This is a genomic window from Micromonospora sp. DSM 43699 (genome assembly GCF_055517075.1).
In genome coordinates this window covers 15,821-28,611 of record NZ_JBTMMT010000012.1, presented here as the reverse complement: position 1 = coordinate 28,611, position 12,791 = coordinate 15,821, and the positions used below count along the sequence as shown (strand labels likewise).

At 72.8% G+C, this 12,791-nt stretch carries 11 protein-coding genes; 7 read left to right on the top strand and 4 right to left on the bottom strand.

The genetic code is table 11. The features are described from left to right. Positions 1 to 121 precede the first annotated feature (121 nt). Positions 122 to 1,387: an MFS transporter gene (locus AC0AIB_RS08870; RefSeq protein WP_465096385.1), complete on the bottom strand. Its 1,266-nt coding sequence runs from the start codon at positions 1,385 to 1,387 to the stop codon at positions 122 to 124. Beyond that, positions 1,384 to 1,956, bottom strand: a complete 573-nt coding sequence (locus AC0AIB_RS08865; protein ID WP_328347303.1) for a helix-turn-helix domain-containing protein — start codon at positions 1,954 to 1,956, stop codon at positions 1,384 to 1,386. Before AC0AIB_RS08865 ends, AC0AIB_RS08870 begins: the two co-directional genes overlap by 4 nt. 210 nt (positions 1,957 to 2,166) lie before the next feature. Here AC0AIB_RS08865 and AC0AIB_RS08860 point away from each other — a divergent pair, with 210 nt between their 5' ends. Next, positions 2,167 to 3,018: a hypothetical protein gene (locus tag AC0AIB_RS08860; RefSeq protein WP_465096384.1), complete on the top strand. Its 852-nt coding sequence runs from the start codon at positions 2,167 to 2,169 to the stop codon at positions 3,016 to 3,018. Positions 3,019 to 3,063: 45 nt separating this feature from the next. Here AC0AIB_RS08860 and smpB read toward each other — a convergent pair whose 3' ends face one another. Further along, the gene (smpB, locus tag AC0AIB_RS08855; RefSeq protein WP_328347299.1) at positions 3,064 to 3,567 is read right to left on the bottom strand and encodes an SsrA-binding protein SmpB; all 504 of its coding nucleotides are present in this window, start codon (positions 3,565 to 3,567) and stop codon (positions 3,064 to 3,066) included. 101 nt (positions 3,568 to 3,668) lie between these two features. Here smpB and AC0AIB_RS08850 point away from each other — a divergent pair, with 101 nt between their 5' ends. The 5 genes from AC0AIB_RS08850 to AC0AIB_RS08830 all read left to right on the top strand — a co-directional run bounded on the left by AC0AIB_RS08850 (position 3,669) and on the right by AC0AIB_RS08830 (position 9,111). Then, the gene (locus tag AC0AIB_RS08850; RefSeq protein ID WP_465096383.1) at positions 3,669 to 4,208 is read left to right on the top strand and encodes a DinB family protein; all 540 of its coding nucleotides are present in this window, start codon (positions 3,669 to 3,671) and stop codon (positions 4,206 to 4,208) included. A 103-nt stretch (positions 4,209 to 4,311) separates the two neighbouring features. Further along, entirely contained in the window at positions 4,312 to 4,980 is a 669-nt protein-coding gene (locus AC0AIB_RS08845; RefSeq protein WP_328347295.1) for a class I SAM-dependent DNA methyltransferase, read from the top strand. A gap of 65 nt (positions 4,981 to 5,045) precedes the next feature. Continuing rightward, on the top strand, positions 5,046 to 6,947 hold the full coding sequence (gene htpG / locus AC0AIB_RS08840; protein WP_465096382.1) for a molecular chaperone HtpG: 1,902 nt from the start codon (positions 5,046 to 5,048) through the stop codon (positions 6,945 to 6,947). A 166-nt stretch (positions 6,948 to 7,113) separates the two neighbouring features. After that, on the top strand, positions 7,114 to 8,526 hold the full coding sequence (gene nhaA / locus AC0AIB_RS08835; RefSeq protein ID WP_465096381.1) for a Na+/H+ antiporter NhaA: 1,413 nt from the start codon (positions 7,114 to 7,116) through the stop codon (positions 8,524 to 8,526). A 12-nt stretch (positions 8,527 to 8,538) separates the two neighbouring features. Further along, positions 8,539 to 9,111, top strand: a complete 573-nt coding sequence (locus AC0AIB_RS08830) for a histidine phosphatase family protein (protein WP_328347291.1) — start codon at positions 8,539 to 8,541, stop codon at positions 9,109 to 9,111. 215 nt (positions 9,112 to 9,326) lie between these two features. Here the strand turns inward: AC0AIB_RS08830 and AC0AIB_RS08825 are convergent, their stop codons facing one another. Beyond that, the gene (locus AC0AIB_RS08825; protein WP_465096380.1) at positions 9,327 to 11,390 is read right to left on the bottom strand and encodes a M4 family metallopeptidase; all 2,064 of its coding nucleotides are present in this window, start codon (positions 11,388 to 11,390) and stop codon (positions 9,327 to 9,329) included. Between the two features lie 453 nt (positions 11,391 to 11,843). Here AC0AIB_RS08825 and AC0AIB_RS08820 point away from each other — a divergent pair, with 453 nt between their 5' ends. After that, positions 11,844 to 12,746: a DUF4231 domain-containing protein gene (locus AC0AIB_RS08820; RefSeq protein ID WP_328347289.1), complete on the top strand. Its 903-nt coding sequence runs from the start codon at positions 11,844 to 11,846 to the stop codon at positions 12,744 to 12,746. Positions 12,747 to 12,791: the final 45 nt, after the last annotated feature.

Below are 12,791 nucleotides of genomic sequence, written 5' to 3'. Positions count from 1 at the left end.
CCCCGGTGATCAAGGAGTTTGCGTCAAGTGATCAAGAGGTTTGCGTCAATCTGAAGATCGAAGCTGACGTAAACCTCTTGATCACCGAGAACGGGAACACGGGGGCCTGGCCGGATGCTGGTCATGCGGCCGGGGTGGGGGTCTGTGCCGGGTGGGCGGGGGCGCCCGGGCGGTCCAGCGTGCGCCATGGGCCGCCGAGTAGCGGGGTGAGCACCACCAGCAGGTAGCAGCAGCCGACGGTGAGCAGGGTGGGTGTGGTGCCGAACCGGTCAGCGGCCACCCCGGCGGTGAGCGCGCCCAGCGGGATGCCGGCCCAGCAGCCGGCCCCGATCACCCCGAAGACCCGGGCCCGCAGGTGGGCCGGCACCCGTTCCAGCTCCACCGCGCCGATCAGCGGGTTGATCGCGCCGGCGGCGAAGCCGGACCCGACGAAGACCGCGACGATCCACGGCAGCGGCGGGGCGGCGGCCAGCGCCCAGAACGGCGGCGCGCCGACCACGGCGAAGGCGGTGACGAAGGTGGCCCGGCGGGGCAGCCGGTGGCCGACCGCGCTGAACACCAGCGACCCGACCAGCGCCCCGCCGCCCATCGCGCCGACCAGCAGGCCGAACGCGCTGGGCCCGCCGAGTTCCCGGGCGGCCACCACCGGCAGCAGCACGTTGCTCTTGGTGGCGTCGAAGAAGTTGGTCACCAGCACCAGCAGCACCACCGCGCGCAGCAACGGCTCCCGGGCCAGGAACCGCACCCCGGCGGCGAATTCTCGCCAGTAGCCGCCGCCGGCCGGGTCGGCGGGCGTGGCCGGACGCAGCGACCGGGGCACCAGCACCGCCACGACCAGCGCGGAGACCGCGAAGGTGGCGGCGTCCAGGGCCAGCACGGGGAGCGCGCCGAGGGTAGCGACGAGCAGGCCGGCCACCGGTGCGCCGATCAGCCGGGCGCCCCGCTCGCTGGCCTCGTACCAGCCGACGGCCCGTTCCAGCGGCACCCCGGCGGCGGTTGCCGCCTCCGGCAGCAGGGCGTTGCGGGCGGTCTGTCCGGGGGTGTCGAGCAGGCCGCTGGCGAAGACCAGCCCGAGCAGCGCCCAGAACGGCAGGCCGACGGTGGCGTCGAGCAGCGGCACGGCAGCGACCGTCAGCCCGGACACCACATCGGCCAGGACGCTGGCCCGCCGGTAGCCGATCCGGTCCACCAGCACCCCGCCGAGCACCCCGCCGAGCACCACCGGCACGGTGACGACCGCGCCGGTGAGGCCGGTGGCGGCGGGCGATCCGGTCTCGGCGAGCACATAGAGCGGCAGCGCGATCAGGGTGAGCATGTTGCCGGTGAGCGAGACGGTGTGACCGACCAGCAGGCCGACAAGTGGGGCGCGGCGGCGCGGCGGCGTCACCGGGGATCCCGGAAGGCGTGGAACATCAACGTCACGGTCTCGGCCCCCGGCCGGGCCGGGTCGCTGCGGTCGCGCCAGCGGGCGGCCAGCGCCTCCAGGTCGGCCCGCAGCTCGATCAGCTCGTCGCTGGTCAGGTGCAGCCAGGAGTCGCTGCTGGCGGTGCCGCGCACCCACTGCGGGTCGAGGGTCGCCTCGACGTCGAGGTAGTGGCCGAGCCGTTCCACGTACCGGTCGAGGACCGCGCGGCGCAGCAGGTCGGAGGCGGCCCGGCGCTCCGGGTCGGCGAGCGCGTCGACCGGCTCCCAGGACGTCCGGGTGTGTGCCGCGCGCCACCAGCGTTCGCGGCGGTCGCGGGCGTGCTCGGGGGCCTCCTCGACGAAGCCGTGCTGGGCCAGTTTGCCGAGGTGGTAACTGACCGAGCCGACCGCCTCGTCGATGGCGTCGCTGAGCATGCCGACGCTCTGTGGGCCCCCGACGCGCAGCTCGCCGAGCAGCCGCAAGCGGGTCGGGTGGGCCAGCGCACGCATCGCCCGGGGGTCGGTGAGGTGCAGGGTGGATTCCTCCGTCATGCCGCCACAGTAAAAGGACAAGACTTGAAGTACAAGACTTCTTGTATAACTGGCGCGACCGGCCGGCGGTCGACGCGCTGCGGACCGCACGCGGGGCGGGGACAATCCGACGGGAGCATCGGCCGGGGACCGGCCGGCGCGTGAGCCGGAGGCGGTGTCGATGAGCGGATCGGCGGTGGCGGCCGGGCCCGTCCGGGCCGGGGGCGGGCAGTGACGTCCGGTGTCGCGCTGACCTTCGCCCTCGGCGCGGCGTTCGGCTACGGCGTCGGCTCGGTCCTGCAGGCCGTCGGGGCGCGGCGCGGCGCCAGCACCCTGCGCGCCCTCGGGCACCCGCTCTATCTCGCCGGTCTGGCCTGCGACACGCTGGCCTGGCTCGCCTCCCTGGTCGCCCTCCAGCAGCTGCCCGTGTACGCGGTCCAGTCGGTGACCGCCGGCTCCCTCGCCGTCACCGTGGTCATCGCCCGGATCGTGCTCGGCGCGCGCCTGCGCCGCCGCGACACCGCGGCGATCCTGCTCACCGTCGCCGCCCTGACCGTCATCTCGCTGGCCGCCGGCCCCGAACCGCCGGTCACCACGTCGACGGCGCTACGGGTCGGCCTGGCCGTCGCGGCGGTGCTGACCGCCGCCGCCGGGGTCGCCGCCCTGCGGGTGGCCCGGCCGATCGTCGCCGCCACCCTGGCCGGGGTGGCCTGGGGTATCACCGCGCTGTGCGCCCGGGCGTTCACCCCACCGACGGACCCGCTGGGCCAGCCGGGTGCGGCGGTGTGGGACCTGCTGCGGGAGCCGGTGAGCTGGGGACTTGTCGTCTCCGGCGTGACCGGGACGATCCTCTACGCGCACGCGCTGCGGCACGGGCAGGTCGGGCCGGTCACCGCCGTGCTCTGGGCGGTCGAGATCGTCGTCCCGTCGGTCGCCGGGGTGCTGCTGCTCGGCGACGGGGTACGCGCCGGCTGGCTACCCTGGGCGGTCGCGGCCACCCTGGCCACCGTCGCCGCGGCCGTGGTGCTGACCAGCGCGCCGGGCACCGCGGACACGGCCGAGGCGGACGACGCCCCGGGCTGAGCCCGCAGCCCGCCCCGCGAGCCGTCCGACCGCAGCCGGTCGGGCTCAGCCCGGGCGGCGGCCCTCGCCGGCCGGGCGGCGACCCTTGAGCCGGCGGCCCAGTTCCCGGGCGATCTCCCGGTTGGCGTCGCGCTCGGCGAGGACCTGTCGCTTGTCGTACGAGCGGCGGCCCCGGGCCAGCCCGAGCTCCACCTTGGCCCAGCCGTTGCTGAAGTACATCGACAGGGGCACCAGGGTCACCCCGCCGTCGCGCAGCTTCTCCAGGATCCGGGCGATCTCCACCCGACGCAGCAGCAGCTTGCGGGTACGCCGGGGCTGGTGGTTGGTCCAGGTGCCGTAGCCGTACTCGGCGATGTGCAGGCCGTAGAGCATGAGCTCGCCGTCGCGTTCCTGGGCGAACGCGTCGACGAGCGACACCCGACCCTCGCGCAGCGACTTGACCTCGGTGCCGGCCAGCACGAGGCCGGCCTCGTAGGTCTTCAGGACGGTGTAGTCGTGCCGGGCCTTCTTGTTGGCGGCGATGAGCCTGCGCTCCGCGTCCCGCGACACGACGACCTCCCTGACCCTGACGGCCCGGCTGACCGGATCCACCTGCGGCGTACACCCTACCGGCCGGTGCCGGCCCGGCACCTCCGTGGCAGGATCGCCGCATGGCGGTATGGGCGGCGATCACGCCGGAGGACCGGGACTGGACCTTCGTCATCGACGACGGATGCGCCGAGTGCGGCTTCGTGCCGCAGCAGGCCGAGGCGACCGGCGACCGGCTGCGCGCCACCGTTCCGGTCTGGCGGGAGGTGCTGTCCCGGCCCGAGGCGGCCCGGCGGCCCGTGCCGACCGTCTGGTCGCCGGTCGAGTACGCCTGCCACGTGCGGGACACCTGCCGGATCTTCCGGGGTCGGCTGGCGCTGATGCTCGACGAGGACGACCCGGTCTTCCCCAACTGGGACCAGGACGCCACGGCCGTCGAGGACGACTACGTCCACCAGTCACCGACCCGGGTGGCCGGGGAACTCGCCGCGCAGGCCGAGGCGACCGCCGCCGCGTTCGACGCCGTCACGCCCCCACAGTGGGCCCGGCCGGGCCGGCGCAGCAACGGTTCGGTGTTCACCGTGCGCCGCTTCGCCGTCTACCTCCTGCACGACGTGGCGCACCACGTGCACGACGTCACCCGCCCGGCGACCATCCGCTGACCCCGGCGACGTCGAGCGGGCCGACCGGGGTCGGTTCGGGGCCGGGGCCGGTCGGGGTGGCGTAGCCCCCGGGGGAGCCGCCGGGCCGGTAGGGTCCGCTGCCGTGATCGACGCCGACTTCCTCGCCGAGACCCGCGCCTCCTACGACACGATGGCCGCCGGGTACGCCACCCGGTTCCGTGCCGAACTCGCCGCCCGCCCGGTCGACCGGGCCATGCTCGCCGCGTTCGCCGAGACCGTCCTGGCCGGCGGGGGCGGCCCGGTGCTCGACGTCGGCTGCGGCCCCGGCCGGATCACCGGCCACCTGCGCGCCCTCGACCTGACCGTCACCGGGCTCGACCTGTCACCCGGGATGCTGGCGCAGGGCCGGCTCGCCCACCCGGACCTGCGCTTCGTCGAGGGCTCGATGCTGGACCTGCCGGTGGCCGACGGCGTCCTCGCCGGCCTGGTCGCCTGGTACAGCGTCATCCACGTGCCGGACGAGTGGCTGCCCCGGGTCTTCGCCGAGTTCCGCCGGGTGCTCGCCCCCGGCGGGCACGCGCTCGTCGCCTTCCAGGTCGGCGACGAGACGGTGCGTTACACCGAGGCCTGGGGCGACCCGGTCTCCCTGGCGTTCCGTCGTCGTCATCCGGACCACGTGGCGACGTTGTTGCACGCCGCCGGGCTGCCCGAGCGGGCCCGGATGTGTCGCGCCCCACAGGAGTTCGACGGTGCCACCGAGCGCACCCCGCAGGCCTGCCTGCTCGTTCGTCGGGAGGACGACCGGGCGTGACCGGGCCGCCACGGCACCTCGTATCCTGTTGCGCGGACCGGACCCACCCGTACGAGGAGGTTGGTGTGAGCAGTCGGACCGAGACGCTGGAGTTCCAGGCGGAGACACGCCAGCTGCTGCAACTGATGGTGCATTCCATCTACTCGCACAAGGACATCTTCCTGCGCGAGCTGATCTCCAACGCCTCCGACGCGTTGGACAAGCTCCGGCTGGAGTCGCTTGTCGACTCCGACCTCGACGTCGACACCTCTGACCTGCACATCGAGCTGGTGACCGACCCGGAGGCCCGGACCCTCACCGTCCGGGACAACGGCGTCGGCATGTCCCGCGAGGACGTCGTCTCGCTGATCGGCACCATCGCCCGTTCCGGCACCGCCGAGCTGCTGCGCAAGCTCAAGGAGTCCAAGGAGAACGCCGGCGGTGAGCTGATCGGCCAGTTCGGCGTCGGGTTCTACTCGACGTTCATGGTCGCCGACCGGGTCACCCTGCTCACCCGGCGGGCCGGGCAGACCGAGGGCACCCGCTGGGAGTCCACCGGCGAGGGCACGTACGTGGTGGAGACGGTCGACGACGCCCCGCAGGGCACCTCGGTCACCGTGTACCTCAAGCCCGCCGACGACGAGGACAACCTGCACGACTACGCCGACCGGAACACGATCCGGCAGATCGTCAAGCGGTACTCGGACTTCATCGCCTGGCCGATCCGTACCACAGTGCCGGGCGTCGACGGCGGCGAACCCACCGTGGAGACCCTCAACTCCCGCAAGGCGCTCTGGGCCCGCCCGCGCGACGAGGTCGCCGAGGAGGAGTACCAGGACTTCTACCGGCACGTCAGCCACGACTGGACCGACCCGCTGGAGACCATCCACATGCGCGGGGAGGGCACGTTCGAGTACGAGGCGCTGCTGTTCCTCCCCGCCCACGCGCCGTACGACCTCTACCAGGCCGACGGTCGACGCGGGGTGCAGCTCTACGTCAAGCGGGTCTTCGTGATGGACGACTGCGCCGCGTTGATGCCGACCTACCTGCGCTTCGTCAAGGGCGTGGTGGACGCCCACGACCTGTCGCTGAACATCTCCCGGGAGATCCTCCAGCAGGACCGGCAGATCCAGATCGTCCGCCGCCGGCTGGTCCGCAAGGTGCTCGCCACGGTCAAGGAGATGCGCACCGGCAACCCGGAGAAGTTCGCCACCTTCTGGGGCGAGTTCGGTCGGGTGGTCAAGGAGGGTCTGCTCGAGGACCAGGACAACACCGAGACCATCCTGGAGCTGGTCTCGGTGGCCTCCACCCACCACGACACCGAGCCCACCAGCCTGGGCGAGTACGTGGCGCGGATGAAGGAGGGCCAGGGCGAGATCTACTACGCCACCGGTGAGAGCCGCACCATGCTGGAGAACTCCCCGCACCTGGAGGCGTTCCGGGCCAAGGGCTACGAGGTGCTGCTGCTCACCGACCCGGTCGACGAGGTGTGGGTGGAGCGGGTCGGCCAGTTCGACGGCAGGCCGCTGCGCTCCATCGCCAAGGGCCAGGTCGACCTGGAGACCGAGGAGGAGCGCAAGGACACCGAGGTCGCCCGCGAGCAGCAGAACAAGGAGTACGCCGAGCTGCTCTCCTTCCTCGGCGGGGCGCTCACCGACACGGTGAAGGAGGTCCGGCTCTCCTCCCGGCTGACCACCTCGCCCGCGTGCATCGTCGGCGACGCGCACGACATCACCCCGACCCTGGAGAAGATGTACCGGGCGATGGGGCAGGAAATCCCCCCGGTGAAGCGGATCCTGGAGCTCAACCCGACCCACCCGCTGGTCACCGCCCTGCGCGTCGCCCACCAGCGGGGTGACGACACGTCCGCGCTGACCGAGACCGCCGAGCTGTTGTACGGCACGGCGCTGCTCGCCGAGGGCGGCGACCTGGCCGACCCGGCCCGGTTCGCCCGGCTGCTCGCCGACCGGCTGGCCCGTACCCTCTGATCCGCCCACCGTCCCGGCCGGGCACGCACCCGGCCGGGACCGGCGGCGGCCGGGTATGGGGTGACTCGTCGGGCGGTCGGCCGCCGCGCCGGATAGGGTGGTCGGAGGTGTGCCGGGAAGTCTGGTCGGCGATGGACGACGCCATCCCTGTCGACGAGGAGTTTCCGTGACCAACGCCACCCGGCGACGCCCCAGCCTGTTCGCCCGCCGGTCCTGGGGCGAGACCAGCCGGATCTCCGCCATCCTCCGCCGGGAGACCGTGGGTGGGGCACTCCTGCTCGGCGGCGCGCTCATCGCGTTGATCTGGTCCAATTCCCCCTGGTCGGGGGCGTACCAGGCGCTGCGGGACACCACAGTCGGCCCGGCGTGGTGGCACCTGGACCTGAGCGTGGCGACCTGGGCCGCCGACGGCCTGCTGGCCGTGTTCTTCTTCGTCGCCGGGCTGGAGCTCAAACGCGAGTTCGTCGCCGGTGACCTGCGTGACCCCCGTCGTGCCGCGGTGCCGGTGGCGGCGGCCGTCGGCGGGGTGGTCGTGCCGGCCGTCCTGTACTACCTGATCGCCGCCGGGGCGGGCGACGGCGCGGGCCGGGGCTGGGCGATTCCGACCGCCACCGACATCGCCTTCGCCCTGGCGGTGCTCGCCGTGGTGGGCCGGTTCCTGCCGTCGGCGTTGCGGACCTTCCTGCTCACCCTTGCGGTGGTCGACGACCTGCTCGCCATCATGATCATCGCGGTCTTCTACACCTCGGACCTGGCCGTCGCCCCGCTGCTGGGCGCGTTGCTGCCGCTCGCCGCCTTCGCGATCCTCGTGCAGCGCCGGATCCGGTCGTGGTGGCTGTTGCTGCCGCTCGCCGCCCTCACCTGGGTGCTGGTGCACGAGTCGGGGGTGCACGCCACCGTCGCCGGGGTGCTGCTCGCCTTCACCGTGCCGGTGGTCCGCAGCGCGGCGGCCGGCGGCCCGGACGCCGGCCCCGGCCTGGCCGAGCACTTCGAGCACCGGGTCCGGCCGATCTCCGCCGGCATCGCCGTGCCGGTCTTCGCGTTCCTGTCCGCCGGCGTCACCATCGGCGGCCTCGCCGGACTGGCCACCGCGCTGACCGACCGGGTCGCGGTGGGCATCGCCGTCGGCCTGGTCGTCGGCAAGCCGATCGGCATCCTGGCCGCGACCTGGTTGGTGTCCCGGTTCACCCGGGCCGACCTCGACGAGGGCCTCAACTGGCTCGACGTGCTCGGTCTCGCGCTGCTCGGCGGGATCGGCTTCACCGTCTCGCTGCTGATCGGGGAACTCGCCTTCGGCCTGGGCAGTGCCCGCGACGACCACGCCAAGGTCGCGGTGCTCGCCGGGTCGCTGCTGTCGGCGCTGCTGGCCAGCGTCATCCTGCGCGCCCGGAGCCGGGTCTACCGGCGGGTGCACGAGGCGGAACGCGTCGACCTGGACCGCGACGGCGTGCCGGACGTCTTCCAGCCGGAACCGCAGCGGCCCACCGACGCCGGGCCCGCCGACGCTGGGCCCGCCGTCTCCGCGCCGGATCCGGCGCGGCCCGCCGATGCCGGAGACAGTCTGCCCGGTACGCGGTAGGGTCTCACGTCAATGGCTCGGACACAGCTCTACCTGGTCCGTCACGGCGAACAGGATCCGACCTCGGATCACGGCCCGGACGGCGGACTCTCGCCGCGCGGTCGTGAGCAGGCGGACCGGCTGGGTCACCGGCTGCGCACGGTGCCGTTCTCGACCATCCACCACAGCGCGCTGGCCCGCGCCGCACAGACCGCGGACATCGTCGCCAGTCACCTCCCTCAGGTGCCGAGACACGCCTGCGACCTGGTGGCGGACCGGACGCCGGTGCCTTCCACCGCGCGACGTGACAGCTACCCGGACCGATGGCATGCCTGGCTGGACGGGGTGCCCGCCGACGAGCGCGACGAGGACGCGGCGGCCCTGCGCGCCGCTGTCGGCCGGCTGGGCGTGACCGGGGAGGAGGACCGCGACGAACTGCTGATCACGCACAACTTCGTGATCGGCTGGTTCGTCCGGCACGTGCTCGACGCCCCGCAGTGGCGTTGGCTGGGCCTCCACCAGGCCAACTGCGGGATCACCGTCGTGCGGTGGCAGTCCGATCGGCCACCCACCCTGGTCAGCTTCAACGACACCGGGCACCTTTAGCGGTCGGGCAGCTGTCCGTGCTGACGTCGCACTGTCCGTGCTGACGTCGCACTGTCAACGGGTGGGCGCTGGCGTTCACCCTGCCCGGTCCCGGGCCAGGGCAGAGCGCCGGTCCACCCGGTAAACGAGCGCCTGCCCACCCGGGAAGCGACAGTGGACACGCCGACGGCCGGCCGTCGCGGTGGCGACGACCGGCCGCTGCCGGCAGGGGTGGGTCAGCTCAGGGTGAGCGCGGTGTCGTCCACCACGAAGGACGTCTGCAGGCTGCTGTCCTCCACCCCGCTGAACGAGAGGGTGACGGTGCTGCCGGCCGACGCCGAGACGTCGAAGCTGCGCTGCACGTACCCGCTCGCGGCGTTGACGTTGGAGTACGTCGCCAGGGTGGTGCTGCCGGCCTTGACGGTCAGCTTGTCGTAGGCCGTGCTGCCCGACTCGGCGGTGTCGATGTGCAGCCAGAAGGAGAGCGTGGCCCGGCAACCGGCCGGGATGCTCACCGACTGGGTGACGGTGTCGGTGTGGGTCGAGCCGTACCCGTTCAGCCACGCCTTGTACGAGCCACCGTGCGCGGCCTGGCTGGCCGAGCTGGTGATCACGCCCGAGGACGCGGTCCAGCCGGTGGCGCCGGACTCGAAGCCGGGGTTGGTCAGCTTCTGGCCCGAGCAGCCGCCCGAGGTCGGGGTCGGCGTCGGGGTCGAGGTGGCGGTCGGGGTCGGCGTCGGGGTGCCGGTGGTGCAGGTCGGGTCGGCGGACTGTGCCGGCACGCTCACCGCGTCCCAGGCGGCCTTGACCGTGTTGAACTCGGTGCAGCTGCCCGGGTAGAGGGTCTTGGCAGCCTGCAGCGTCCAGGTGCGGTACTTCAGGTACGACGAGGTCGACGTCTTCAGCAGCATCGCGTTGTACATGATCTTGATGGCCTTCTGGATGCCCAGACCGGTCACGGTGCTGCTGTTGCAGGTCGGGCTGGTCGGCTGGCCGTTGGTCGGGTTGCTGCCCATGGCCAGCAGGTAGAACCAGTGGTTGCCGGGGCCGGCCGCCGCGTGCACCTCCTGGCTGGGGATGCTGCTGGAGTAGCAGTTGGCGTCGCCCAGCGCGGACGGGTTGTACATGTTGCGGATCGGGCCGCTGCCGACCAGGTTGATCTTCTCGCCGACCAGGAAGTCCGGTGCGTCGTAGGTGGACGGCTCGTTGGCGAACCACTCGGTGGCCGCGCCGAAGGTGTCGGCGACGAACTCCTGGGTGTTGCCCCGCGAGATGCCGCCCGGGGTGGTGTCGTCGATGCCGTGGCCGATCTCGTGGGCCACCACGTCGAGCGAGCCGATCCACTGCCCGGCGGTGTTCTTGCCGATCTGCACCTGGGAACCGTCGTAGTAGGCGTTCTGGTCGTTGAGGCCGACCCGGATCGGCCACGCGCCACCGCTGCCGTTCGCGCCGTTGCGGCCCAGCCACTGCGACAGCATCTTGTGCTCGGTCTGCGCCGAGAACAGCGCGTCGACGCAGCCGGTCTCCTTGCTGGTGCCGGTGCCGTTGCCCCAGACGTCGTCCGGGCCGGAGAACGTGGTGTTGTTCGCGGCGTCCTGGCAGCTCTGGTTGGTGACGGTCGGGTCCTTGAGCGAGTAGGTGCTGCCCGACTGGGTGGTGTTCAGGGTGACCGGGCCGTTCCATGCCCCGGTGCCGGTGCCCCGGACGACGTGCTCCTGGGTGCCGAGCACCACGCCGGTGACGGCGTCCACGTCGACGGTCAACCGGCTGGGGCCGTCGGCCCCGGTGCCGGTGACGGTGGTCTCCCAGGCCAGCGCGGGCCGGGCGCCCAGGGTGTGCACGACAAGCGTGGTGCCCTCGACGCCGGCGACCTTCCGCAGTTGGGCGCGGGCGGTCCGCTCAGCCGCGGTGGCGGTGAGCTTCGGGGTGGTGGACAGCTCGCCGATGCTCTGCTGCTGGGCGACGGAGGCGTAGGTGACCTCGCCGGTGGCAGTGGTGGCCAGCACGAAGTCGCCGCCGACCACGGGCAGGCCCTTGTAGGTGCGTTCGTACGGCACGTACTGGGTGCCCTCGGAGGAGATGACCGGCCGTTGCACGAACGCGTCGCCGGCGCTGGCGTGCAGGTAGCCGGGGCGGCTGGCGACCAGCGAGTTGGCCGCGCCGACGGCGGCGGCGCGGGCCTGGGCCGGGTTCGGGGTGGGATGCGACGGCGCGGCCTGTACCGCCGCGGTGGTGCCCGCGGCGATCAGGCCGGCCGCGACCGCGCCGGAGAGCGCGACGAGGCGAGGGGAGAGCTTCAAGGGGGTGTGCTCCTGTTCTCGGGCGGCGCGGTGAGGCCCGGTGGGGTCGCGCGCCGATGTAGCGCTGAGGCATGGCCGCGACGGGCGGTCTCCGGGCTGCCGGCGGGCCCGGTGGGGGTGACCTTCCGTCGCGAGTCGCCGGGGGTTGGCGACTGCTGGAGGCACGATCACACGAGCGGGCACCCATATCAATGGGTTGACCCGGGCAACCATCCGTCAGAGATTCCGAAACCACTGTTTCCCATCGATGAACGGTAGTCGGACACCCCCCTCTGAACAGGTGATCCCCACTGGATCTTTTCCGGTCGGCCGTCCCAGTTGATTGTTTTCGCCGGAACGCGCGGCGGATGCGCATACACCCGGTCGACCAGCAGTACGACAACGTCGTCATGTCCGTCGTGCTCGGCCTGGCGGGCACGAGTCGGATGAGCGCTGATCGCCTACCATGCGGCTGTGCCGGACATCGACGGATCCCTCGCCGCCGCCCAGGTCTGGCGGGCACAGGGCGTCTGGTCGCAGGCCGCCCAACGGGCGAAGCGACGGATCACCCGGGGGCGACGGCTGGTCGCCGCGTTCACCGCCACCGCCGCCGTCGCCGGCACCGCGTCGGCCCGACTGGCCGAGCCCGCGCCCACCGTCGGCCGGGCGCTGGCGCTCGTCGCCGCCGCGTCGCTGCTGCTGGTACCGGTGGTCGGCCGCTGGGCGTCCCGGGACGCGGTGGCCACCTGGACCCGGCTCCGCGCGATCTCCGAGGCGTCGAAAGCGGAGCTGCACCGCTACCTCGCCCGCGTCACCCCATACGCCGACGACGATGCCGACGCCGTCCTGCTGCGCCGCTACGACCTGCTCCTGGCCTACGGCGGCGACCTGGTCGGGCCCACCCTCGACATCGTGCCGGCCGACCGTCCGCTGCCGGCCGTCTCCGACGTGCCGAGCTACCTCGTCGAACGGGTGCAGCGGCAGGTGGACGGCTACTACCTGCCGGCGGCGCGCAAGGCCGGCCGGGCCGCCGCCCGGATCGGTCGGGCGGCGACCGCGCTGACCGTCCTGGCCGCCCTGCTCTCCGCCGTCGCCGGGGTGCTCGGTGACGGCCTGGGCCTGACCGCCTGGGTCGGGGTGGTCGCGGTGGTCACCACGGCCCTGGTCGGTTACGGCGCGGCCCAACGCTACGAGCAGCAGCACCTCGAGTACGCCCGGACAGCCGACCAGTTGACCCGGCTGCGGCTGACCCGGGCGACCGGGCTCGGCTGGACCGACGACGACGCGTTCGTCGCCGAGGCCGAACGGATCATCGCCCAGTCCAACGCGGCCTGGATGGCCAAGATGGTCGAGGAAGATGGCGCAGCGCAGCAGTGACATGACGCCCCGTGGCAGATACCATCATCGATATCAGTGGTCGGC

Excerpts from the sequence above, each read along its gene's own strand:
- AC0AIB_RS08850 (WP_465096383.1), top strand. The coding sequence starts at position 3,669 with ATGGCGGTATGGGCGGCGATCACGCCGGAGGACCGGGACTGGACCTTC.
- AC0AIB_RS08830 (WP_328347291.1), top strand. The coding sequence starts at position 8,539 with ATGGCTCGGACACAGCTCTACCTGGTCCGTCACGGCGAACAGGATCCG.
- AC0AIB_RS08865 (WP_328347303.1), bottom strand. The coding sequence starts at position 1,956 with ATGACGGAGGAATCCACCCTGCACCTCACCGACCCCCGGGCGATGCGT.